The following is a 23,667-nucleotide window of genomic DNA, read 5'->3' on the forward strand; positions in this document are numbered from 1 at the left end:
TCGTAGCTCGAGACGGGCCCGGGCTGACAATTTCGACTGTAATGGACGTTCTTTAACGACTAGTCATTCAAGAACGTCCCCAATGACTAGATTGAAAAGCTGTACGTCAGCATCCAAAGATGTCGGAAAATGTCGACTTTGGATGCTGGCGTACATGTTTGGTTCGTATGGGTTCGGCTCGGTTGGCGCGAACTGGCCGCAGTGCGCGTGCTAGAGCAGGTTCTTCTGCACCCACGCGATGATGTCGCTCGACTCGTAGAGCGGTTTACCGTCGATGAACAGGCAGGGAACCTGGCGCTTTCCGCCGACGGCGATGAGTGTCTGCTCGGCATCGGGGTCGGTCGAGATATTGCGCTCGGGGATGGTCACGCCGTTATCGGCCAAAAAGCGCTTGACCTTTATGCAATACGGGCAGCCGGTCATAACGTAGAGCACGAGTTCGTGATCAGTAGCCATGGTGTCTCCAATCGGTTGAGGTTTCGGTTGAGATACCCAAAGCCGCCGCAGTCTATGCGCGATCCATTGATGACTCGATGGCATGGACCAGAAACGCCGTGGCTCCGGTGCCGCAGGGCTTGTCGTAGTAGTCGATAAAGCGCTGATCGGCAAGATAGCCGTGGGCGAGGCCCAGGTATGCTTCGTCTTGGGGCTCGTGTCCCCAGTTAAGGCCAATCCATCGACGGTGCATTGCTACAAGCTTGCGGGCCTCGCTGCCTTCCGGTTCGCCATCGCCCATGGCAATCGAGAGCTGGCCCAGAACAGCGCGTTCAAGTTCCTTCATGTCGTTCCATGTCTCGGGGTCCATGCCCAGCAGTGCCTCGTTTGCTGCATCGACAGCCTCGTCGCCATAGCGCGCCCGCGCCTCGGCGCCGAAGCGCTCCTCGTTTTCCTGCACGGCGCGCCAGCGCTCCAGCTGCGGCAAGACGGCACCCATGAGTGAGACGGCCTCGTCGAGCGACATGCCGGTGTTTTGTGCCAGGCGCGGGGCACAATCCTCGATCATTGCCTCCATCGTGGTGTCGTAGGTGTACTTGCCGTGCTCGTAGCACCACTTGCAGTAATGGTCGGTCGTGGCGCCCGTGGCGTCGGTGCCGCAGTCGTTGGGCGTGAGTATCATGCCGCAGCTCTGACAATAGTGCTCGGGCATTTCGAGCAGGTGGGACAGCGGTTCTCCGGTTATGGCGGCAATGAGCTTCATCATGTCGATGCCCGGTGTGACTTCGCCGCGTTCCCAACGGCTGACGGCTTGACGTGTGACGAAGAGCTTGGCGGCGAGTTGCTCTTGGGTAAGATGATGGGCGCGACGGACAGCAATGAGCTTTTCTGCGAAGGCCATAACGGCTCCTTTCTGCTGGTTGTTGGCTTTAAGCATACGCGGCGGCAGGTGCCCTTCCAAGCAACCGTTGGTTGCGCGACGGGGGCTGCGGCGAAGAATTGCGTACAACGTCCCACGCCTCCATGCCGTACAATGACCGGCATGGAACCTATTGCACACATACATACCGATCTGCCGCAGAAGTTCGGCATTCCGCGCAACAGCTTTTTGGCGCCCCATTTGCAGGGACGCATCGTCTTTGAACCGGAATTTGCCTCCAACGCAGCAGTTGAGGGTCTGGATTCCTTCTCTCACCTATGGTTGCTCTGGCGCTTCGAAAACGGCACGCCCGGCGGCACGGCTAAGGACATAGCCGCCGATGCCAAAAAGCAGGACAGGTCCGGAACTAATGCCAAGTGGTCGAAAACCGTGCGTCCGCCGCGTCTGGGCGGAGCCGAGCGTGTGGGCGTCTTTGCCACGCGCAGTCCGTTTCGCCCTAATCCCATCGGTCTCACCTGCGTCAAGCTTGATCGTGTCGAGCTCACCGACGATGGTCCCATCATCCATGTGTTGGGGGCCGACCTGCGCGACGGCACGCCCATCTACGACATTAAGCCCTACATTCCGTTTGCGGATTGCCACCCGGATGCGACCGGCGGCTGGATTGAGGATGCGCCGTGGCAAGAGCTCGACGTCGAGTTTCCGCAAGCGCTGCAGGATATGGTCCCGCCTACAAAGCTTCCTGGCTTGGTTGAGGTTCTTCGCCAGGATCCGCGCCGCGCGGGCAGCAAGCACGAGCCAAACCGTGTTTATCACTTGGCCTTCGCCGGGCTCGACATATCTTTTACGGTCGATGAAACCCGGCTAACCGTAGTCGCCGTCAACGACGCGCAAGACTAATCAGCCATTCGTCCGCACCCGTCAAATTAAGAGCCAAACCCCATGCCAAAACCGCCCATGCTGGTGGACAATAACGCCTACCAAAACAATCCGCTTTGCATGGGAGCCCAGGATGAAATACGACTTTACTTCGCTTATCGACCGCCACGGCATGGACTCCATCGCCGTTGATTCTTGGGGTGAGATCCCCGGCATGGCTCCAAACGCACCCGACGAGGGCTTCGATCGCATTCCCATGTGGGTGGCGGACATGAACTTCGCCACGGTGCCCACGGTCCAGGAACACATCATTCAGCGTGCCCAGCACCCCATGTTTGGCTACTTTGATCCGCGTGCCGAGTACTCTGACCGCATCATCGAATGGCAGAGCCGCCGCAATGGCGTCGAGGGTCTGCGCCCTGAACATATCGGTTACGAAAACGGCGTGCTGGGCGGTGTTGTGTCGACGCTGCGCGCGTATGTCCAGCCGGGCGATGCGGTGCTGGTCCACAGCCCCACCTACATCGGCTTTACCAAGTCTATCGAAGCCGCGGGCTATCGCATTGTCCACAGCCCGCTTAAGCTCGACGACCAAGGCGTGTGGCGTATGGACTATGAGGACATGGAGCGCAAGCTCGCCCAAAACCACATCCATGCCGCGGTGTTCTGCTCGCCGCACAATCCCTGCGGGCGCGTATGGGAGCGCGACGAGATCGAGCGCGCCATGGACATCTATCGCCAGCATGATTGCGTGGTGATCTCGGATGAGATTTGGTCCGATATCATCCTGCCGGGTCACAAGCATATCCCGACGCAGTCGGTGAGCGAGGATGCCCGCATGCGCACGGTTGCCCTTTATGCGCCCAGCAAGACGTTTAACCTGGCGGGCCTGGTCGGCAGCTACCACATCGTCTATAACGAGACGCTGCGCGACCGCGTGTGCGCCGTGTCCGACAAGACTCACTACAACGAGATGAACGTCCTCTCCATGCATGCGCTTATCGGTGCCTATCAGCCTCAGGGCTATGAGTGGGTGGACGAGCTCAACCAGGTGCTTGCCGGTAATATCGAGTGCTTCTGCGATTACGTTGACGAGCATTTTGCGGGCGTGTCCTATTCGCGTCCGCAAGGCACGTACATGGTGTTTCTGGACTGCACCGAATGGTGCCGCGAGCATGGCCGCGATATTCAGTGGCTGCTCGACGAGGGGGCGCGCGTGGGCGTGGGGTATCAGGACGGCCGCCCGTTCCACGGGCCCTGCCACATTCGCGTGAATCTGGCGCTGCCGCTTTCGCGCGTAAGGGAGGCGTGCGCCCGCCTGGACCGCTACGTTTTTGGGGTATAGGGGGCGCTCGATTCGAGTGCTGCCCCATGTGCCCACGCCGTCAAAATGTGTGGGCACATGGGGCGCAGAGGGTAGCGAGCGCGTTTTCCGCATTCGCTACTTTTCATGAATCTGCTTGCCGCAAAGATGTTCAATCGAAATCTCGTAGAGCTGGACGCCCTTTATGTCTTTGGCGATCTCCTCCTCGACTTCTTCGGCAGAAGGGTAGTACTTAAGCGCGAGCTGACGGACTTTGTCCTCGATAAACGCGGGCGCTTCATCTACCAGGCGACAACGACCAAAGACAACGGTACTCATAACGTAGGGAGCCCAGTCGCCGTCCTTGTACCACACGTTGCCGTAAACGGTAAAGCAGACTTTATCATCATGCCTGAGTGAATCGACCTTGTGGCCAGCCTTGGCGCCATGGAAATAAATCTTGTCGTGCTCGGCGTCAAAGAAGTAGTTGACGGGAATGGCATAGGGGTAGCCATCATCGCCGTTGACGGCAAAGACGCCGCGCTTGCAGGTAGCGAGCAGTTCGCGCGCTTTCTCGTCGGTGATGGCGCGTTTCTTTCGACGTAAGGGCCTAAACATCGTTGGCTTCCTTTCTACTGCGCATGGTGGTTGAGCACAAACTATAGCGAAACAGCCCCATTTTTCTTGATACAGGCGAGTATGTTTTTGAGCTTGCTAAAGTCGAGCGGTTTGGGCAGATGGGCGTTCATGCCGGCGTCGTGTGCCGCCTTGGCGTCTTCGGCAAAGGCGTTGGCGGTGAGCGCGATGATGGGGATGTCGGCCGCATCGGCCTTTTCGCTCAGGCGGATCGCCCGGGTTGCCTCGTAGCCGTCCATGCCCGGCATCATGATGTCCATCAGGATTGCATCGAAGCTGCCGGCGGGACGACCAACATATAGATCGACCGTTTCGTTGCCGTCGGCGGCGCGAGTCACGACGATGCCTTCGCTTTCGAGCAGAGCTTGGGCAATCTCGGCATTGAGTTCGTTATCTTCTGCCAAAAGGACGTTCATGCCGGCGAGTGAGCAGCTGCTTACCTGCGTGTCTGCACATTCTTTTATCTGAGGGTTCTTGTCGATATCGAGCGGAATCCGGACGTCAAACGTACTCCCCACGCCAACCTCACTCGAAATCTCAATCGTGCCGCCCATCATATCGATGAGCGATTTGACGATAGACATGCCAATGCCGGTTCCTTGGAACTTGCTGCGCGCATCGTCGCCTTCCTGGGCAAACGGCTCGTAAATGTGTGCCAAAAACTCGGATGTCATACCAATGCCGGTATCCGAGACGCTAAAGCAAAACACGGCGTGCTCGTCGTCGACCGGTTTGATGGTCGATGAGAACGTGACGGTGCCTCCGTGCTTGTTGTACTTGATGCTGTTGTCGAGCAGGTTGACAAGGATCTGCCGAATATGGGTGGGGCTGCCGATCATATATTGGTCGACAGCGTAGGGCTCGCTGGTGTCGAGCATGGTTATGCCGCGGTCCGATGCGCGGAGCTTGCACAGTACGAGCGCATTGTCGCACAGCTCTTTAAGGTTGAATGATTCGTGCTCGAGCGTCACTTTGCGCTCCTCGATCCTGCCCATCTCGAGGATGTCGTTAATCAGTGACAGCAGGTGATTGGCGGCAACGCGCGCCTTGGCGCGGCTTTCGCGGGCGACCTGCATGTCGCCTTCTCTCAATTCCTCAATTTCGATAAGGCCCAGGATGCCGTTGAGCGGCGTGCGGATGTCGTGGCTCATGCGCGTGAGGAAAGCGGTTTTGGCGGCGTTGGCGGCATCGGCTTTCTGCCGTTCCTCCTGTGCGCGGTAAAGCGACCAGACAAGGATGACGATGCCGGTGAGCAAAATGCAAATGACGACTGCCGCAATGACGATGCGGTTGCGGTAGAGAAGTCGGAACGCATCCGATTCTTGCGCCGAGTACGATGTGGGGAAATAGCTGTTTGCAGAGAGCGATTCACCTGCATTGACGATGCCCTTATTTATGATTCCCAGCAGCTCGGGCTTGCCGCGCGAAATTAAACACGATAGTTGTGCCGTGTTGGTGAGTTCCTGTGTTTCGAAATCCTCGATGTCGTAGATGTCGCGGAGAGTTTCCAGGCGCGTGCTGGGGACAATGATGCAACGTGCCTTCCCCTCATCGAGGGCTTTGAGCACCTCGCCGTCATTCGAATACTCGGTTACCGTTGCGTTCGGAAAGAGACTTTCGAGCTCAAAACGGTTAACGATTGTGCTCTTTGTACAAGCGATGTTCTTAAGGTCGCTGTTCAGGTTTTTGCCACTGTGAATGGCGGTCAGCGAAACCGTTCCCATCGAGTTTGACTGGATGACCCCTGTCTGCTCGGCGAGCCAGTAGTCGCGAAACAACGGCAGGGCGACATCGATGGTCCCGTTGGAAAGGGCTTTGATCATTTGTTTGTTGCTCGAGAGTGCGATTGTTTTGACCGTAATGCCAAACTTGTCGTGCAACGTCGTTGCAAGCGAGGCGAGCGACCCTTCCATCTCGCCGTCGTCATTTTGCGTACAGTAGGGAAGTTGGTTTTTAAGATAGCCGATCGTGATGGTATTGCCGTTTTCTTTGAGCCAGGTGGTCTCGGGGCCGGTGAGCGATGACGAGCCACTGTTTTGGGTCGAGTAACTCGATTTGACTTCCTCGTTATAGCGCGGGTTATCGCGGGCGATGGTCGTCATGGCGGCGTTGATGTCGTTCATCAGATCAGGGCGGCTTTTGGGAACGGCAAAATAGTAGTCGCTCGAGCCTACGTAGAACATGGGTGACGCATCGGGCGACGAAATGGTGTCGTTCATGATGACGGCGTCGACCTCGCCGTCTGCAAGCGCCTCAAAGAGGGCACTGCCGGTGTCGATTTCTTTATAGGTGCAGGTAACGCCTTCGTCGGCGAGCCACTGCTGGCCGACGATAGTTTGCATAACGCCAGAGTTGCAGCCGATGGTGAGGCCTTGGAGCGCCTGGGGGTCACCCTTGGCCAGGTCGTCGCGGTCGGGCCTGGCGTAGATGTAGTAGCGCTCGGTGCCCTCGGGGTTCGAGGAAAAGAGCAGCTTCTGCTCGCGTTCTGCCGAATACGAGATGTTGGGCATGAGGTCGATTTCGCCTGCCTCGAGCATGTCCATAAGCTCGGAGAAGGTGCCGCTAACGTATTCGTATTGCCAGCCCTTTGTGTAATACGAGAGGGTCTGGAGGTACTCGTAGCCCCATCCCGAGAGGCGCTCGCCCGGCGTGCCTTCCTGGAAGCCTTTGTTGTTGACGAGCCAGCCAACGCGGACCGTCTTGACCTGCTGGTCGGAGTCGGCGGCAAAGGCTGGGGTGGGCATGACGGCGCTCAGTAGTGTGAGCGCAGCAAGCGCGACGGCTAGGGTGCGATATAGAGCTAAGCGAAGGACGGCGGAAGGTTTCACAGGCAATCCTATCGAGTCGAGATAATACCGCATAAGGATACCAGCTCAGCTTGCCTAACATCCGGCACTTAGGGACGTTCCCAATCTGTCCGGCAGTTGTAGTAGTCATTGGGGACGTTCTTAAACGACTAGTCGCCGGGGACACTCTTTGCCGGAGTTGGCACTTAGGGACGTTCCTTATGTGCCGGCAGTTGGGGACAGTCCCTTTCTGCCAGCACAAAAGGAGCGTCCTCGAGTGCCGAGTGTGGGACAATACCGAACGAACATGATTGGACGCTTGGGAAAAGGGGTCGCGATGAACAAGTTGAGGACGCTTGCCGACGTGTTGCGCCAGGCTGGCTTTGCGCGCATCACCGGCCTGTTCCTTATCTTCTACCTGCTGTGCTCGACGGCCGTCTGGCTGTCCGACCCTGCGACCCTTACGTTTGGCGATGGCCTCTGGTTTAGCTTTGAGACCGTATCGACGATCGGCTTTGGCGATATCCCGGCCGAAACGCCGGTTGCCCGCGCTATCACCGTCGTTTTGAGCGTCATCAGCATCTTCTACATCGCCATGCTCACGGGCGTGGCGGTGAACTACTACAATACGCTCATCAAGATGCGCCAAAAGGACACCATGGCGCGCTTTATGGACGATCTTGAGCATCTGGAAGAGCTCGATCGCGATGAGCTCGCCGACCTGTCGCGCCGCGTGCGCGAATATCGCCGACGCCAACGCTAGGGCGGGCGCCGCGCGTCACAACAAGGGGGCTGAATATGAATATCACGGTATACCTGGGCGCCAGCGTCGGTAACGACCCGGCGTTTCTGCCTGCGGTGCAGCAGCTCGGCACATGGATTGGCTCCAACGGCCACGCGCTGGTATACGGCGGGTCCAAGTCGGGGCTGATGGGCGCGCTCGCCGATAGCGTGCTCGATGCCGGCGGACACGTGACCGGTGTGGAGCCGAGCTTTTTTATCGAGGCCGAGTTTCAGCACGATGGTATCGACGACCTGATCGTGACGAGTGATATGGCCGAGCGTAAGGCCAAGATGATCGAGCTCGGCGATGCGTTCATCGCCTTTCCGGGCGGTACGGGCACGCTCGAGGAGATTGCCGAGGTCATGTCGGCCGTGTCGCTGGGCCATCTGAGCGCGCCGTGCATCCTGTACAACTTGGACGGTTACTACAACGACCTTAGGTCGCTGCTCGGGCACATGATCGACAAGGGCCTATCGAGCCCGCAGCGCCAGGCCGGCATCTACTTTGCCGACGACCTGCACCAAATCGCATCGATTATCGGCAGCTAAGCCTTGGGCCCGTCGCGTGTGCGGCACCCAACGGCGCTGTTCGCGGCGTAGATGGTTGGCCCGTCCGCGCTGTGCCCGTCCTACAATAAAACGTATCTTTGCCGATTCTGACCACGGGAGGTCCCGATGGATAACCTTGCAAAACCCAAAAACCGTGCGCTGTTCTTAGTGAGCGTGGCCGTGACCGGTGCGTTTGCAGGCGCTGCGGTCTGGCTGTTCTTCTTTGCGATGGAGCACGGTATCGACTATCTATGGACCGAGATCCCGCACATGCTGGGCGTCGCTTCGCCCGAGCTCGCGAGCGGCCCGTTCGGGTTTTTGCCGTATCCGTTTTTCGTCTGCCTGCTGGGCGGCCTGCTGATCGGTCTGTACGAAAAGATGACGGGCACCAAGACCGACGACCTTAACCAGGTGATGGCCAAGGTTAAACAGGACGGTTGCTACCCGTACGACAACCTGGGCAAGCTTTCGCTTGCGGCATTGCTGCCGCTGCTGTTTGGCGGAAGCATTGGACCGGAGGCCGGCCTGACCGGCGTTATCACGGGCCTGTGCAGCTGGGTCGGCGACCGCATGCGTCGCTTTGGCGTCGAGTTTAGGCAGCTCACGCTGCTGGGCACCCAGGCCGCCCTGACGGCGCTCTTCACCGCGCCCGTCTTTGGCTTTGTGGCGCCGCTCGCCGGTAGCGCTGACGGCCAGGGCGCCGACGACGATGGAGACTCCGAATCCGACGAGATCACCATCAAACTGCCCAAGGCGCAAAAGACCGTGGTCTACGGCATCGCGATTGCCGGCGGCCTGGGCACCTATCTACTGCTCGGCCAACTCATGGGCGGCGGTATGGGTATGCCGAGGTTCGAGGCTGCCCGGGTGGGCAACCTTGAGCTTGCCTGGCTTATTCCCCTGGCACTCATCGGTACGGCCTGCGGCCGGCTGTACTTTGTCTCGGAGCACGCGAGCGAGGCGTTGGCCCACGCCATAGGGGAGCGCCCTGTCGTCAAGGCCATGCTGGCCGGTCTGGCGCTCGCCATCTGTGGCACGGTCCTGCCCTACACCATGTTTGCCGGCGAGACCCAAGCCGACGTGCTCATGGAGACCTATCTGACCATTCCCGCCGGCGTGCTTATCGCGACCGGTCTTGTTAAGGCCATGCTGACGCCCGCCCTCATCAACCTTGGTTGGCGTGGCGGCCACTTCTTCCCGGTTATCTTCTCGGGTGTGAGCCTGGGCTATGGCCTTGCCATCCTCACCGGCGCCGATCCGGTCTTTTGCGTCGCCGTCTGCACGGCCTCGACGATGGGCGCCGTTATGCGTCAGCCGGTCATGGTTGTGGGCTTGCTGCTCATGTGCTTCCCACTCAAGGGCATCGTCTGCATGATCATCGCCGCCGTCATCGCGGTGGGCATTCCGCTGCCCAAGCCGCTGCGCAAGTAGCACGGTAGCGCGCGGGCAATACAAACATCTCAAGCCCGGTGTGGGCGCTGTGTCACGGATTTGCGGGTGGACTGAATCTCGCCTGGCACCGACGCTACTTCCAAATCGCGAGCGGGGCGGTGCCCAGCACGATGAGGAAAAGGCCGATGGCGCTTCGATGCGACAGCTTTTCGTTGAAGGCCAGTCGTGCGAACAGCACCGATACGACAATCGATAGTTTGTCGATTTGCACGACGACGCTCACCTGGCCTGCAGCGATGGCGTAGTAGTACAGCAGCCACGACGCGCCGGTCGCAATGCCCGATGCCGCAAGAAATGCGAGTTCGCGCGGGTCAATGCGCGCGACCTGCTCCAGCTTTCCCTTGACAGCCACGATTGCCCATGCCATAACAAGTACCACACAGGTGCGGATTGCCGTGGCCAGGTTTGACTCGACACCTTCGATGCCGATCTTGGCGAGGACGGAGGTGAGTGCCGCGAACACGGCGGCGCCGAGGGCGTAAGCGAGCCAGGCTCGGTCTTGCTTTTGCCCTGCGCCGACGGACTGCTTTTTCTCGATCATCAAAAACGTGCCGAGCGTGATAACTGCGGTTCCCACGAGCTTGACCGCCAGGTTGCCTGTCTCACCAAAAAGCACTATGGCGATCAGCACGGCGAGCACGGTGCTCATCTTGTCGACGGGTACAACCTTGTTGACGTCTCCGATGCTGAGCGCCTTAAAGTAACAGATCCACGAGGCGCCGGTGGCGAGTCCCGAGAGGGTGAGGAATAGCCAGGCTTTGGCGGGAATGGTGCCGATTGCTCCGATGGATCCAGAAATGCCCGCCATTGCCCAGGCAAATACGAGCACCACGCAAGTACGGATGGCGGTTGCAACGTCGGAGTCGGTGTGTCTGATGCCGCATTTGGCCAAAATGGATGTGATGCCGGCAAAGAAAGCTGATGCAAATGCTGCTGTAACCCACGACACGGGTTGAGCGCCTCCTCATAAAAGACCGCGCCAGATCTGCGGCGCATGCCCGATGATACCGCGCTTGCCTACAGGTCGCGTGCTCGATAGACCTTGGTACTGATGGCGCAACTCAGTGCAAAGAGCACGAGGGCCAGTACGGCAATTCCTGCGCACAGGCAGCCGAGGACGGCGGGATCGGGGTTTGCCCCAGTAATCGACATGAGCCAGTTGCTGATGGGGTTGGAGGAGCTCAGCGTGGCCATGGCAAGGCATCCGAGCAGGGCAAACAGGCCGACGGAAAAGCGCAGCGCCTCCATGTGTCCAAATCGGAAGAACAGCGGCTGTGCCAAAAACACCATCATGAGGGAGATGAGCATCGATGCGGCGGAGGCTATCGTGGTCTCAAAGACGATCTGTCCCGTCGAGGGCATGCCCATGTGATCGAAGAACGGAAAGGTGATGATGCTCAAAAGCGCGGCGGCGCAGGTCATAACGGCCGAGAAGGCAATGATGCTCAGGTAGCGTGCACAGATGATGTCTTTGCGCGAGATGGGCAGCGTCGCCCGATAACGCTCCCATCCGTTTTGATTGTCGAAGCCGGCCAGCGAACTCATGACCATGATGGGCGACATGGCACTGACCGCGCAGGCGCCGGCGCTCATACCGGAATCGCCATCCGATGCGTTGGCGAGGGTCAGTACGACGAAGATGAACAGGCCGACGCCCGCGATGCTCGGGGCGAGCGTGCGAACGATGGCGAGCTCGGACATAAAGGCGCGTTTCATTTCGAAGCCCCTTTCAGCATGAGGCGAAGATAGTCATCAATGGTTGCCCGATCGCAGGGAATCTCTGGAAAGGCCTCGAGCGTTTCGCGACGGTCGGGCACGAGCACGTCCACGCTGTAGGCGTGGTGGGCGGCGCGGGCGTCTTCGACGCAAGCCATAAGCTCGGCGGCCTGTGCCTGAGTGCAGTGAGCGATGCCGGCTCGGTCGGTAATGTCCTCGCGCGGCAGGTCAAACACAATCGAGCCGTTATCGATGCAGATGACGCGGTCGGCGGTGTGATCGAGGTCGGACGTAATGTGGCTCGAGAGCAGCACGCTGCGCTGGCCGTCGGCGACAAAGGCAAGCAGCTCGTCGAGCAGTTCCTCGCGCGCCATGGGATCAAGGCCTGCGGTGGCTTCGTCCAAAACGAGCAGCTTGGCATTGTGACTGAGTGCGCAGGCAAGCTGCAACTTCATGCCCATGCCGCGGGAGAGGTCCCTGACCTTCGTCTTGGGATCGAGGCCAAATCGGTCGATGAATCCGGCGAACGTTTCGCAGCTCCACGTGGGGTACGCCGGGCCTACGAGCCTCTCGACCTGGCCCACCTTGAGCGTGGAGGGGAAGGGGCATGTGTCCAGGACAAGGCCGACGCGGGAGCGCAGGTGGCGCTGTGCCTCGTCGGGCGCGTTGGCGTCGCAGCGCTGTCCAAGCAGATGCGCCTCGCCGGCATCGAGCTTTATAAGCCCGAGCGCGGCGCGAATGGTCGTCGTCTTGCCGGCGCCATTTGCGCCCACAAAGCCAACGATCTGGCCGGGCTCCACGGCAAGTGTGACGTCTCGCAGTGAAAAACGGTCGCTCACACGGCGTGAGATGCCTTTGAGTTCTAGAAGGTTTTGCATGGTATAGCCTTTCTTGCAGATGGCTACTGCATGGTTTCGGGGGCTATCAGGTCGAGCATCTCGTGCAGCTTGTCGCGCGTAACGCCCAGGGCTTCGGCTTGGCTCGCCGCTTTCGCAAGCAGTTCTTCGATATGGCAGAGCTGGTTTTCGCGCAAGAGCTCCTGGTTGCCCTCGGCGACAAAACAGCCCTTGCCCTGCACGGTGCAGATAAACCCGAGCTGCTCCAGGTCGGCGTAGGCGCGCTTGGTGGTGATGACGCTCACGCCAAGATCGCTCGCGAGCGCGCGGATGCTGGGGAGTTTGGCTCCCGCAGTGAGTGTGCCCGAAAGGATCTGAGCTTTGACCTGTGAGGATATCTGTTCGTAGATAGGCTTATCGCTCGAATTGGATAGGATGATGTCCACAGCGGCTCCTTAGCTGTTGGGTTACACGTGTATATAACCGGTAAGCACAGTATATATACACTATGCACAGTTATGCAAGAGCTAAATGTGGAATAGCCCATCGGCGCCGCGCTTGCTCCAAAACAATCTCAATCTGTAACACCTGGGTCCGTTTTGGGTCGCCTGCTGTTACAGATCGAGATCTTATTTGCCCGCTTGCCTATTTGTCTCAGTCTGTAACAGTAAGAGTCGATTTGCGCGGCTAGATGTTACAGAACGAGACATTGGCGGCTCGCCTTCCCGTTTATCTCGATTTGTAACAGCTAGACCCAATTTGGGCGGTCAGATGTTACAAATCGAGATTGTGCCGGCGGGCCTGCCGGTTTGTCTTGATCTGTAACAGGTAGAGGCTCAAAACCCGTCTTACTGTTACAGATCGAGACAGTCCTTGAGGCGACTGCCAGGTGCACAACGAGCTTGGCTAATGAATTTGTCCTGATAGGTGCCCTATGGCGGGATTTCGCGGCTACAATGGTGCGGTTACAACGACGTAATGCACTCAATGCAAGAAAGGATCCGCATGGCAAGCCTGTCGGATGAAATCTCGTCGCGCCGCACGTTCGCGATTATCAGCCACCCGGACGCCGGTAAGACCACGCTTACCGAGAAGCTGCTGCTCTATACCGGCAGCATCCAGACTGCCGGCTCGGTCAAGGGCAAGAGCTCGGCCAAGCATGCCGTCTCGGACTGGATGGACATCGAGAAGGAGCGCGGTATTTCCGTTACCTCCTCGGTACTGCAGTTCACCTATAACGGCGCCTGCGTCAACATCCTCGATACCCCCGGCCACCAGGACTTCTCGGAGGATACCTACCGTACCCTTATGGCCGCCGACGCCGCAGTCATGGTCATCGACGGCGCCAAGGGCGTCGAGGCCCAGACCAAAAAGCTCTTTAAGGTCTGTACGCTGCGCCATATTCCCATCTTCACCTTTGTGAATAAGCTCGACCACGAGGCTCGCGATCCGTTTGAGCTCATGGAAGAGATCGAGAACGTCCTGGGTATCAATACGTATCCCATGAACTGGCCGATCGGCAGCGGCCGCAACTTCCGCGGCGTGTTCGACCGTCAGACCCGTCGCGTCATTGCCTTTGAGGGCGACGGCCACGCCAACGCCACCAAGAAGGTCGCCGAGGTCGAGGCCGAGCTGGGCGATCCTTCCATGGACGAGCTTATTGGCGAAGAGAACCATAAGAACCTGATGGACGACATCGAGCTGCTCGATGGCGCCGGCGACGAGCTCGACTTGGATGCCGTGGCCTGCGGCAAGCTGAGCCCGGCGTTCTTTGGCTCGGCGCTCACCAACTTTGGCGTGGAGCCCTTCCTCAAGGAGTTCCTGCGTCTGGCCCCGACGCCGCGCGCCTATACCGATACGCTCACCAGCGAACCGGTCGATCCCTGCCGCGATGACTTTAGCGGCTTTGTGTTTAAGATCCAGGCCAATATGGACAAGAACCACCGCGACCGCATCGCCTTTGTGCGCATTTGCTCGGGCAAGTTCGAGCGTGGCATGGACGCCTTCCACGTGCAGGGCAACCGCAAGCTCAAGCTTGCCACGGGCACGTCGATGATGGCCGATGACCGCGCCATCGTGGACGAGGCGTACGCGGGCGATATCGTGGGCCTGTTCGACCCGGGTATCTTTAGCATCGGCGACACCGTGTGCTCCGGCAAGCGCCACGTGCAGTATCCGCAGATCCCGACGTTTGCCCCCGAGATGTTCGCTCGCATTACGCAGGTCGACACGCTCAAGCGCAAGCAGTTCGTCAAGGGTATGGAGGAGCTTGCCCAGGAGGGTGCCATCCAGATCTTCCGCGAGCTGGGTGCCGGCATGGAGAGCGTCATCGTGGGCGTGGTCGGTGTGCTGCAGTTTGAGGTACTCGAGCGCCGCCTCAAGGCCGAGTATCGTGTTGAGGTCCGTCGCCAGCCGCTGCCCTATACGGACATCCGCTGGATTCAGAACGACCCCGATACCATTGATATCCCGGGCCTTTCGCTCACGCGCGACACGCTGCGCGTCGAGGACATGCGCGGCGGCAAGCTGCTGCTGTTCACGAGCCCGTGGAACGTGGACTGGGCAACCGATCACAACCCCGATCTTATCCTGTCGGAGTTTGGCAACGTAACGTTTTAGCGCACCGGCGCGGTGGCCCTGTGGGGCTGCCGCGTCGTTTGCTTGCCTGATGCCGCGTGAGCGGCTATTATACCCACCGTCGTCTCAAGACCGTGACGTCCGAGCAGTTCGGGTCCGATATCCTGCTCGTTAAACCTAAAACCAAAGGAGTACATAATGATCAAGAAGGTCATGGAGGACTACAAGGTCCTGTTGCGGAGCATTCCCGCGGCAACGGTTTCGCTGTTTTTCGTGAGCGTCATCATGATGAACCTGCTGGCCAACAAAGAGCTCATCAGCCTGCCGTATCTGGCACTCGATTGCGGCTTTGTGGTGAGCTGGGTTTCGTTTTTGTGCCAGGACATGATCTGTAAGCGCTTTGGCGCCAAGGCATCCATCAAAATCTCTATCCTCGCGCTGCTGGTCAACCTGGCCGTGAGCCTGTGCTTTTGGGCATGCTCGCTCACGCCCGGCATGTGGGGCGCCTACTACGACACGGGTATGATCGAGGTCAACACCGCCCTTAACGCCACCATCGGCGGCACCTGGTACGTGGTGCTGGGCTCTTCGCTGGCAATGCTCGTTTCTGCCGTGGTTAACTCCACGCTCAACCAGTCGCTCGGCCGCATGCTCAAAAAGAATAACTTTGCGAGCTTTGCCTTCCGCTCCTATGTGTCTACGGGCATCGGTCAGTTTGTCGATAACCTGGTCTTTGCCATTGTGGTGAGCCACACGTTCTTTGGTTGGACCTGGGTGCAGGTCCTTATGTGCTCGCTGACCGGCGCTGTTGCCGAGCTGCTGTGCGAGGTCTTTCTGAGCCCCGTGGGCTATAAGGTCGTGCGCGGCTGGGAGCGCGAGAATGTGGGCTCCGAGTACCTCGAGCGCCACGCAACCGCCTAAGGAGCAAGTATGCGGGTTTTGATCACGGGCGCTTCGGGCGGTATCGGAGCCGCGTGCGTGCAGCGCTTTTTGGACGAGGGCCACGAGGTCGTGGGCTTTGACCTGCTGCCGGCGGCGGTCGAGCACGAGCGCTACCGCCATCTGATCGTTGATGTACGCGAGCCTAACTCGTTTCCAGGCGACCTTGAGCCTCAGGTAATCGTGAACGTTGCCGGTGTACAGGATTCGGCCGATGACATTGCCGCCAACCTGCGTGGCACCATCAACGTGACCGAACGCTACGCCTTTGTGGGGGAGGGGCTTGCCGCCAAGCCGACAGCGGCTATCAAATCCGTGGTCAATGTGGGGTCGGCGAGCGGACATACGGGATCGGAGTTTCCCGCCTATGCCGCCAGCAAGGGCGGCGTTATCGCCTACACCAAGAACCTTGCAAACCGCCTAGCACCGCAGGCCATCGCCAACAGTGTGGACCCGGGCGGCGTTATCACGCCGCTCAACCGTTGCGTGATGGAAGACGAGCGCCTGTGGAACCAGATTATGGAGCTCACGCCGCTTAAGCGCTGGGCTACCGCCCAGGAGATCGCTGAGTGGATCTACTTTGTGGGCGTGACCAACCGTTTTATGACCGGGCAGAGCCTGCTGATCGATGGCGGCGAGGCCGGCCGCACACAATTTATTTGGCCCGAATAGGAAACGCGCCCGATGGAAAGCCGTCGGGCGCGTTTTTGATGTACCGGTTTTTATCCGAGGCAAGTCCAGTTGACGGGGGTCGAGCCGTGCTGTTCGAGTAGCCGATCGGCTGCCGAGAAGGGGCGCGACCCCATAAAAGCGGGGAGTTCTGCCGTGGCACGGTTGGCCGAAAGCGGCGAGGGGTGCGTAGAGGCCAGACAGAACTTGCCGGTTGCCTTTCCCGCGCCGGTCGCGGCAAGCTTGCCCTCGACCATCTGCTGGGCAAAGCGACCCCATGCCAAAAAGACTACCGGCTGGGGCAGCTGGCAGCAGCGCTCGATGACGTAGTCGGTCAGGGTGCTCCAGCCCAGCTTGGCGTGCGAATTGGCGGCATGCTCGCGCACGGTGAGTGTGGTGTTGAGGAGCAGGACGCCCTGTTGTGCCCATGGGGTTAGGTCTCCCGTGGCGGGAATGGGGCAACCCAGATCGGCGTTGAGTTCCTTATAGATGTTGCGCAGGCTCGGCGGCAGCTTGGTTTGCGTCGCGGGGACCGAGAACGAAAGCCCCATGGCCTGGTTGGGTCCGTGATAGGGGTCTTGACCCAAGATGACAACTTTGGCTTGGTCTGCCGGCGTGTAGACGAGGGCATTGAGGATGTCGTCTTGTGCCGGGTAGATGGTCTGCTCGGCACGCAAAAGGGCGATGCGCTCGAGCAGCTGGTTCGTAGTGTCACGTACCGGCTGCGGCGCATCGCCCAACCAGGTTGCTATGTTGCGGTCGCGAGTTGCGGTGTCCATGGGGCTCCTTTATGGCAGATACTCTGTTGGTATCTATTGTAAAGGCGCACCGATTGCCTTTATGCCGCGGCTGTATGAAGAGTGGGGTCTACGAGACGCGCTCGGTCGCTCCTGCCATGTGAGCGTGTCCTTGCGAGCGAAGGCACGGGAGCTCGACGGTTGCCACCATCACGCCGGTGAGGATGAGGGCGGCGCCAAAGAAGGCGATGGGGCTCAGGACCTCGCCGACCAGGAAGAACGAGAAGACAGCGGAGCAGACCGGCTCGAGCGAGAAGGCGAAGCCGGTGGTCTCGGCGGGCACGTGGGGCTGCACGAGCGTTTGGGTGATAAAGCCATAGGCAGAGCAGATGAGCGCGAGTGCGACGACGACCGCGACCTCGCTCGGCGTGCTGGGAAGCGTAAAGCCGCCAAAGGCAAATGCGGCGATGCCCGAGAACAGGCCGCCAAAGCCCAGCTGCCAAACGCCCAGAGCCAGCGGGTCGACATCTTCGACAAAGCGCTTCGCCACAATGATATGGCCGGCATAGACAAAAGCGGAGAGCAGCATGATGATCGCGCCGGGATTCAGGCTGGTAAAGTCGGCACCCGAGAGCAGCAGCATACCGCAGGTGACGATGGCGGTGCCGATGAGTACCTTGCGCTCGGGGGCGCGACGCAGCAGGGCGGCGTTGGCAAACGGCACGATCACGACCGTCAGGCTCTGCAAAAAGCCGGCGGTGGAGGCGGAGGTAAGGCTGGAGCCCAAGCACATGCAGGTGAGCTCGGTTGCCATGATGGCGCCGATGATGGCGGCGCGAACCATCAGGTCGCGGTTAATGCGCAGCGCGTGCTTGTGGAAGAGCAGCAGGCAGGCCACAAAGGCGATGATGCAGCGCAGCGCAACGATGCTCGTGGCGTTCATGCTGTCCATGCCGATCTTCATGAGGGGGTACGAAAAGCCCCATGCGACGGGAACGGAAAATGAGAGCGCGATTGCTTTTTTGCGATCCATGGGACTCCTTTTGTTACAGAACGGTTTCGCAAAAAGGATTCTGCTCCCAGATGTGGATGTAGTAAAGCGAATGTATCTTCAGTATGATTAAGAAATACTAATGTTGCTAGAAAAAGCGCTGGCAAAACGTTTTACGGCTACATCGATGTGGAGGCACGATGGCATCGCGATATCAGATTGTATGTATGGTGGTCGATTGCGGCAGTCTGAAGGGCGCGGCCGACGAGCTGGGCTATACGCAAAGCGCGGTGAGCCAGGCCGTCAAGGCGCTCGAGCGCGAGCTGGGCACCACGATTATCGAGCGCGGTAAGCAGGGCGTATCGCTTACGCGCGACGGCAAACAGTATCTGCCGTATCTGCGCCAGATTGTAACTGCCGAGGCCGAGCTCGAGGGCAAACGCCAGGAGTTGCTGGGACTCTCCTCGACCGATATTCGCATTGCGACGTTTACCAACGTGAGCCGTACCGTGTTGCCGCGCGTGATTCGCGACTTTGGGGCCCTGCACCCGGGCGTGCACTTTACCCTCAAGCAGGGCGATTACACGCGCAACGCCCAGTGGGTGCACGATGGCGTGGTTGACTTTTGCTTTACGGCGCGCGGATTTACCGCTGGGCTCGAGAAGCGCGTGGTCTATCACGACGAGTTGGTGGCGCTGCTGCCGACCGCGCATCCGCTGACGGCAAAGGAAAAGGTGACGCTCGCCGACCTGGCGTCCGAGCCGTTTGTGCTGCTGGATGAGGGCGAACAGAGCCTGGTGCTCGATGCATTCGCGGCGCATGGGCTGTCGCCGCACGTGACGAGCGAGGTGACCGACGACTACACCATCATGGCGATGGTGGAGGAGGGCCTAGGCGTGAGCATGCTCTACCGTCGTACGGTCGAGGGCATGAAGGCCGGTATCCGCGTGCGTCCCATCGTGCACGCTCCCTCGCGCGATGTGGTGGCGGCTTGGCGCAGCTGGGACACCATGCCTATCGCCACGAGGCGCTTTATCGATTATATGAGCTCGCATATCGTCAGCTAGTTGCCGTATGCCGCCTTGCCGCGCATGCCTAGCGCGTCCCGGTCTTGGCTTGCGCCAGACGGTAGGTGCGTGCCGGGTGACAGAGCAATACCGCCACGACCATAAAGAACGCCGTGGTGCCCAGGCTGATGGGGTAGACCATCATGATGTTCGGAAAGGTGCGGAAGTGCGGGAACACGCAGAATACCCAATAGAAGCGGATGCCGCAGACACAGATCATGGTGATGAGGGCAGGCATGAGCGAGATGCCAAAGCCGCGCAGGTAACCGGACATGTTTTCGTAGAACATGCTAAAGGCGTATGCCGGGAAGATCGAGCACACGCGGATATAGCCGATCGAGACGATGTTGGGATCGCTGTTAAAGAGCGACAAGATCTCGCGCCCTAGGCCGACAATAACGATGATCGTGGTGAGTGCAACGATACCGCCTTCGATCAGGCAGACCTTGAGCGTCTTGGTGCAGCGGTCGATCTGGCGGGCACCGTGGTTTTGTCCCACAAAGGTGGTGCAGGCCTGGCTAAAGCTGTTGAGCAGGTTGTAGCACACGTACTCCAGGCTCATGGCAGCGCTGGATGCCGCCATGACCTCGGTGCCCAGGCTGTTGATGGCGGACTGGATGATGATGTTAGCGACGGCAAAGACGGCGCTTTGGATGCCGGCGGGCAGGCCGATCTTAACGATGCGCTTGAGGGCGACGGGGTCTAAGCCTAAGTCGCGTGGGGTGACGCGGACGACGGAGTCGGTCTTGAGCAGGTGGACAAAGAGTGTGGCGGCGCTGACGGTGTAGGCGATGGCGGTGGCGATGGCGACACCCGCGACGCCCCAGTGGAGCACGGGGACAAAGATGAGGTCCAGACCAATGTTGAGGATGGTGGACACGGCAAGCGCCTGCAGCGGCATGCGGGTGATGCCGACAGAGCGGAAGATTGCGGCCTCAAAGTTGTAGAGCAAGATCGAGGGCATGCTGAGCAAAAAGACGCGCAGGTAGAGCGATGCGAGCGGCATGGTTTCGTCAGGGACGTTGAGCGCGGCGAGCATGGGCTCGGCAAAGACCTCGCCCAGCGCGATGACGACAAAGCCCACGAGTGCCATCAGAATCGAGGTATGGACGGCGCGCTTGACCATGTTCTGATCGTTGCGGCCGATGGCGTTGGCGATGACCACGTTGGAGCCAAGCGACAGCCCAATAAACAGGTTGATCATAAGACTGGTAAGCGGAACATTGGAGCCGACCGCCGCCATGGCGAGGGTTCCCTGGTCGCCCGAGAAGTTACCGATGATGACCGTGGCGATGAGGTTCGACAGCTGCTCCAAGATGCTCGTGGCGGCGACGGGAAAGGCGAACAGGGGAATATTGCGCCACAGCGAGCCGGTGGTCATGTCAATGTGCTTAGATGCGGTGTCTGCCATACGCTCTCAATCTCTAACATGCTCATTCGTGCTTATTTGCGCAGACGATGATACTCCTAATCGACTAGTCGGCACTTAGGGACGTTCCTTTTCTGCCGGCAGCTGGGGACACTCCTTGTCTCTTCTATGACTAGGTGGGGAAGGCGTGCGACAATGGTGGGCGTTGTGTTGTTCGCGCTAAGGAGTTGCCATGTTGTTGTGTCCCGTTTGCCATGAACCGTTGGTGGACGACGAGCGCGGTGCTGCATGCGCGGGCGGACACCGATTTGACCGTGCGCGCGAGGGCTATCTCTATCTGCTGCGCTCGTCCAAGAGCGGTGACTCCATGGGCGATCCCAAGTCGCAGGCACGCAGCCGTCGCGACTTTCTGAACCGCGGTTACTATGCGCCGTTGCGCGATGCGATGGTCGAGCTGGTGCGCGAGCGGGTGTCTGGTCGTGCCGCGTCAACGAACTGCCCCATGACGTTGCTCGATATTTGCTGTGGCGAGGGCTACTACACCAGCGCCATGGGTGCGGTGCCGGGCGTAGATGCTTACGGTTTCGACCTGGGCAAAGAGATGGTGCGCCTGGCCGCCAAGCGCGGCGATGCGACCTACTTCGTGGCCAACATGAAGGCTATCCCCGTGGCCGATGGCGCCTTCGATATGGTGACCGAGCTCTTTGCCCCCTTTAACGAGCGCGAATTTGCCCGCGTGCTGGCGCCAGAGGGCTCGCTCTATACCGTGGTGCCGGGTGCTCGGCATCTGTTTGGCCTCAAAGAGGTGCTCTACGACACGCCATATCTCAATGACGAGAAGCTGCCGAAGACCACCGAACTCGAGTTGGTCGGAACGCAGCGGGTGTTTGCGAACATTACGCTCCAGACCCAGGCTGACATCGAGGCGGTGTTCCAAATGACGCCGTACTACTACCGCACGCGCCCTGCCGATAAAGAGCGCCTGGCAAACCTGGACACCCTTCAAACCGACATCGACTTCATCATCGCCGAGTACCGTCACAGCTAACAACCTGCCAAAAAGGGACAGGTTTATTTTGGCAGGTGTTATCTGGGCAAACGTAAAGGGCCGACCGCGGATATGCGCGATCGGCCCTTTTAGTTACTTGGCTGCAGAGGCTATGAGAAGTGAGCGCTTACAGGCGGTCCTTGTTCTCGGCCTTGACGGCGTGTGCCTGCTGAACAAAGAACAGGTCGTAGACCACGATGACAAAGGCTCCAATATTGACGGCGCTGCCGCCGAGCGCGGGAAGGGTGAGCACAGCCTGCGCAATCGTGGCGATTGCGGCAACGATGCCGAGCTTAAACGCGCCATCCACCTGCGAAGGCTTGTTGGCGCCCTTGATGCCCGCAACACCTGCGCCAAGGTCGATAACGCCCTTGGCGACAAGCACGACCGCGGCGAGCATGGCGTTCGATCCGTAGACGGATTCAAATTTGCCGGTTGCGATGCCGGTGATACCGATGACGAGGCTGGCGATGCCCAAAACAAAATAGATGAGGGCAAGGATTTTGAGTGTCTTGCGCGCGGCGCTCATAGGTAGTCCTTTCGATTCGGGCGCTGCCAGTCTGGCGCGTCCCATATGCTGCACATATCGTGAAGCACATTGTAGTTCAACGTGACGGCGTGTGTGTTAGAAAGCGCTTCTCGCCTGTGCAGGGCAATCTTTCAAAAAGGAAAGCCAGCTGTAAGTCAAATCGATGGCAGCTCATGTGCGGCGCTGCGATGATGAGGCCGTGATAAGAAGTGAGTCTAAGGAGGAGCCATGATGTACGGACCAGAGCAAGTGCGTGAACCGCGGTCGTTGGGAAGGCGCATGGGTGATTCTGTGATCGCTGCCGTGTGCACGGGATTGATGGCGGTGCTTTGCATTGGGATGCTGTGGACCATGTCGCATGTGGGACAATAACGGACGGTTGGGTGCCGACATGAATGGCGCCCATGTATTCGTTTTGTTTGCTAAGGAGTGTCCATGGGCGTCGTCGATCCCTTTTCTGTTGCTCGGGCCGCGGGGCTTGAGCTGACCGGGAAGTCCGAGGGCCTCACGCTCACCGACGGCACGATGGAACTGCGCGCCGATTTTGGCCGCATGCTGCCACGACTCAAGCAGGGCCGCCTGCAGCAAGAGCTGTTGGTAAAGGCTGCGCGCACAAAAGGCATCGAACAACCATGGGCGATTGACGCCACGGCAGGCGTTGGCGAGGATTCGCTGCTGCTGGCGGCAGCGGGCTTTACCGTCGATCTGTATGAGCAGGATTGCGTGATCGCGGCGCTGCTCCAGGATGCCCTGGATCGCGCGGCAGATGATCCGGCGCTTGCGGCTGCTGTGGCGCGCATGCGCTTACATGCGGGCGAGGACAGCATTGCCGGCCTTCGCCATACGGCCGAGCTGATCGGGCAGGGCGAGCTCACCGCTCCCGACGTGGTGTATCTGGACCCCATGTTTCCCGAGCGCACCAAGAGCGCGGCGGTGAAAAAGAAGTTTCAGCTCTTGCACCATCTGGAGCAGCCGTGCGCCGACGAGGAGACGCTGGTCGAAGCTGCGCTTGCGGTGCACCCGCGCAAGGTCGTTATCAAGCGACCGGTGAAGGGGCCGCTGCTTGCCGGCGTCAAGCCGAGCTATCAGCTTGCGGGCAAGGCCGTTCGTTACGATGTTTTGGTGCCGCCGCGCCCGTAGCTTGTGCACGATGGCTGGCGCTTCGCCAGCGCCGTGCCGATGCGGGGGTCTATTTCCAAGGGTGCGACGTCAGGTGCCAGCCGCCGCAGTATTCGCATTTGTAGCAGGCCAAACCACGCCGTCCGCGGTTTTCGCAGTCGGCCATAACGGCCTCGGCTTCGGCGCGTGTGTCGTAACGGTTTTTGCGCTCGCACGACTTATAGCGCCAAGCCTCGTCGCGCTCGGCGTCCAGGGCGTCGCGGCGCTCGTCCTCGCGTGCAAACAGGTCGCTCATATCGCCGCCGGTGGCAGCGCCCAAAAACTCGCTTTTGGCTTTTGACCAGGCGGCTCGCTTTTTGCTCCCCAT

General features: G+C 59.5%; 24 protein-coding genes. 11 read left to right on the top strand and 13 right to left on the bottom strand.

The window, feature by feature from the left end; all coding sequences use genetic code 11:
- Positions 1-210: 210 nt before the first annotated feature.
- Together DWV43_RS05360 and DWV43_RS05365 are read right to left on the bottom strand one after the other, a co-directional pair.
- Positions 211-456, bottom strand: a complete 246-nt coding sequence (locus tag DWV43_RS05360) for a glutaredoxin (RefSeq protein WP_117773962.1) — start codon at positions 454-456, stop codon at positions 211-213.
- Positions 457-508: 52 nt separating this feature from the next.
- Positions 509-1,336: a TipAS antibiotic-recognition domain-containing protein gene (locus DWV43_RS05365; protein WP_117773963.1), complete on the bottom strand. Its 828-nt coding sequence runs from the start codon at positions 1,334-1,336 to the stop codon at positions 509-511.
- Between the two features lie 141 nt (positions 1,337-1,477).
- On the opposite strand from DWV43_RS05365, the gene tsaA reads away from it, so the two are divergent.
- Both tsaA and DWV43_RS05375 read left to right on the top strand, forming a co-directional pair.
- Complete coding sequence (gene tsaA / locus DWV43_RS05370; RefSeq protein WP_231501598.1) at positions 1,478-2,215, top strand: tRNA (N6-threonylcarbamoyladenosine(37)-N6)-methyltransferase TrmO; 738 nt, start codon at positions 1,478-1,480, stop codon at positions 2,213-2,215.
- Positions 2,216-2,327: 112 nt separating this feature from the next.
- Positions 2,328-3,539: a MalY/PatB family protein gene (locus tag DWV43_RS05375; RefSeq protein ID WP_117817254.1), complete on the top strand. Its 1,212-nt coding sequence runs from the start codon at positions 2,328-2,330 to the stop codon at positions 3,537-3,539.
- A 96-nt stretch (positions 3,540-3,635) separates the two neighbouring features.
- Here the strand turns inward: DWV43_RS05375 and DWV43_RS05380 are convergent, their stop codons facing one another.
- On the bottom strand, positions 3,636-4,115 hold the full coding sequence (locus tag DWV43_RS05380) for a pyridoxamine 5'-phosphate oxidase family protein (protein WP_117817255.1): 480 nt from the start codon (positions 4,113-4,115) through the stop codon (positions 3,636-3,638).
- A 41-nt stretch (positions 4,116-4,156) separates the two neighbouring features.
- Positions 4,157-6,961 carry a transporter substrate-binding domain-containing protein gene (locus DWV43_RS05385; RefSeq protein WP_158569830.1) on the bottom strand — a complete coding sequence of 935 codons (2,805 nt, stop codon included), beginning with the start codon at positions 6,959-6,961 and terminating at the stop codon, positions 4,157-4,159.
- 295 nt (positions 6,962-7,256) lie between these two features.
- Here DWV43_RS05385 and DWV43_RS05390 point away from each other — a divergent pair, with 295 nt between their 5' ends.
- From DWV43_RS05390 to DWV43_RS05400, 3 genes are all read left to right on the top strand, one after another.
- Entirely contained in the window at positions 7,257-7,682 is a 426-nt protein-coding gene (locus DWV43_RS05390; RefSeq protein ID WP_158569831.1) for a potassium channel family protein, read from the top strand.
- A 35-nt stretch (positions 7,683-7,717) separates the two neighbouring features.
- Positions 7,718-8,251, top strand: a complete 534-nt coding sequence (locus DWV43_RS05395) for a TIGR00730 family Rossman fold protein (RefSeq protein ID WP_117778952.1) — start codon at positions 7,718-7,720, stop codon at positions 8,249-8,251.
- Positions 8,252-8,377: 126 nt separating this feature from the next.
- Complete coding sequence (locus DWV43_RS05400; RefSeq protein WP_117817258.1) at positions 8,378-9,682, top strand: chloride channel protein; 1,305 nt, start codon at positions 8,378-8,380, stop codon at positions 9,680-9,682.
- A 94-nt stretch (positions 9,683-9,776) separates the two neighbouring features.
- On the opposite strand, the gene DWV43_RS05405 is transcribed toward DWV43_RS05400, so the two are convergent.
- The 4 genes from DWV43_RS05405 to DWV43_RS05420 all read right to left on the bottom strand — a co-directional run bounded on the left by DWV43_RS05405 (position 9,777) and on the right by DWV43_RS05420 (position 12,701).
- Complete coding sequence (locus DWV43_RS05405) at positions 9,777-10,652, bottom strand: EamA family transporter (RefSeq protein WP_117817259.1); 876 nt, start codon at positions 10,650-10,652, stop codon at positions 9,777-9,779.
- Positions 10,653-10,720: 68 nt separating this feature from the next.
- Positions 10,721-11,419 carry an ABC-2 transporter permease gene (locus DWV43_RS05410; protein WP_117817260.1) on the bottom strand — a complete coding sequence of 233 codons (699 nt, stop codon included), beginning with the start codon at positions 11,417-11,419 and terminating at the stop codon, positions 10,721-10,723.
- The gene (locus DWV43_RS05415; protein ID WP_117817261.1) at positions 11,416-12,297 is read right to left on the bottom strand and encodes an ABC transporter ATP-binding protein; all 882 of its coding nucleotides are present in this window, start codon (positions 12,295-12,297) and stop codon (positions 11,416-11,418) included. The genes DWV43_RS05410 and DWV43_RS05415 overlap by 4 nt, the downstream gene beginning before the upstream one ends.
- Positions 12,298-12,320: 23 nt before the next feature.
- Positions 12,321-12,701 carry a GntR family transcriptional regulator gene (locus DWV43_RS05420; protein ID WP_117817262.1) on the bottom strand — a complete coding sequence of 127 codons (381 nt, stop codon included), beginning with the start codon at positions 12,699-12,701 and terminating at the stop codon, positions 12,321-12,323.
- A gap of 559 nt (positions 12,702-13,260) precedes the next feature.
- On the opposite strand from DWV43_RS05420, the gene DWV43_RS05425 reads away from it, so the two are divergent.
- From DWV43_RS05425 to DWV43_RS05435, 3 genes are all read left to right on the top strand, one after another.
- Positions 13,261-14,874, top strand: a complete 1,614-nt coding sequence (locus DWV43_RS05425; protein ID WP_117817263.1) for a peptide chain release factor 3 — start codon at positions 13,261-13,263, stop codon at positions 14,872-14,874.
- 156 nt (positions 14,875-15,030) lie between these two features.
- Positions 15,031-15,753, top strand: coding sequence for a VUT family protein (locus tag DWV43_RS05430; RefSeq protein ID WP_233539206.1), 723 nt, complete (start codon positions 15,031-15,033; stop codon positions 15,751-15,753).
- Positions 15,754-15,762: 9 nt separating this feature from the next.
- Positions 15,763-16,443, top strand: coding sequence for an SDR family NAD(P)-dependent oxidoreductase (locus DWV43_RS05435; protein WP_117817264.1), 681 nt, complete (start codon positions 15,763-15,765; stop codon positions 16,441-16,443).
- Between the two features lie 50 nt (positions 16,444-16,493).
- On the opposite strand, the gene DWV43_RS05440 is transcribed toward DWV43_RS05435, so the two are convergent.
- Positions 16,494-17,219 carry a uracil-DNA glycosylase gene (locus DWV43_RS05440; RefSeq protein ID WP_117817265.1) on the bottom strand — a complete coding sequence of 242 codons (726 nt, stop codon included), beginning with the start codon at positions 17,217-17,219 and terminating at the stop codon, positions 16,494-16,496.
- 88 nt (positions 17,220-17,307) lie between these two features.
- A complete protein-coding gene (locus DWV43_RS05445; RefSeq protein ID WP_117817266.1) occupies positions 17,308-18,210 on the bottom strand; it encodes a DMT family transporter in 903 nt (300 codons plus the stop codon).
- 158 nt (positions 18,211-18,368) lie between these two features.
- Between DWV43_RS05445 and DWV43_RS05450 the strand changes: the two genes are divergently transcribed.
- Positions 18,369-19,235: a LysR family transcriptional regulator gene (locus tag DWV43_RS05450; protein ID WP_117817267.1), complete on the top strand. Its 867-nt coding sequence runs from the start codon at positions 18,369-18,371 to the stop codon at positions 19,233-19,235.
- A gap of 28 nt (positions 19,236-19,263) precedes the next feature.
- On the opposite strand, the gene DWV43_RS05455 is transcribed toward DWV43_RS05450, so the two are convergent.
- Entirely contained in the window at positions 19,264-20,646 is a 1,383-nt protein-coding gene (locus DWV43_RS05455) for an MATE family efflux transporter (RefSeq protein WP_117817268.1), read from the bottom strand.
- Positions 20,647-20,836: 190 nt separating this feature from the next.
- Here DWV43_RS05455 and DWV43_RS05460 point away from each other — a divergent pair, with 190 nt between their 5' ends.
- Positions 20,837-21,652 (top strand): putative RNA methyltransferase, encoded by an 816-nt coding sequence (locus DWV43_RS05460; protein ID WP_117790777.1) that lies wholly within the window; start codon positions 20,837-20,839, stop codon positions 21,650-21,652.
- Between the two features lie 127 nt (positions 21,653-21,779).
- Here the strand turns inward: DWV43_RS05460 and DWV43_RS05465 are convergent, their stop codons facing one another.
- A complete protein-coding gene (locus tag DWV43_RS05465) occupies positions 21,780-22,181 on the bottom strand; it encodes a hypothetical protein (RefSeq protein WP_117790776.1) in 402 nt (133 codons plus the stop codon).
- A 435-nt stretch (positions 22,182-22,616) separates the two neighbouring features.
- Between DWV43_RS05465 and DWV43_RS05470 the strand changes: the two genes are divergently transcribed.
- Positions 22,617-23,321, top strand: coding sequence for a class I SAM-dependent methyltransferase (locus DWV43_RS05470; protein ID WP_117817269.1), 705 nt, complete (start codon positions 22,617-22,619; stop codon positions 23,319-23,321).
- Between the two features lie 49 nt (positions 23,322-23,370).
- On the opposite strand, the gene DWV43_RS05475 is transcribed toward DWV43_RS05470, so the two are convergent.
- Complete coding sequence (locus DWV43_RS05475) at positions 23,371-23,667, bottom strand: hypothetical protein (RefSeq protein WP_055310006.1); 297 nt, start codon at positions 23,665-23,667, stop codon at positions 23,371-23,373.

Origin of the sequence: Collinsella sp. AF05-9, from assembly GCF_003465595.1 — a bacterium.
GTDB lineage: Bacteria > Actinomycetota > Coriobacteriia > Coriobacteriales > Coriobacteriaceae > Collinsella.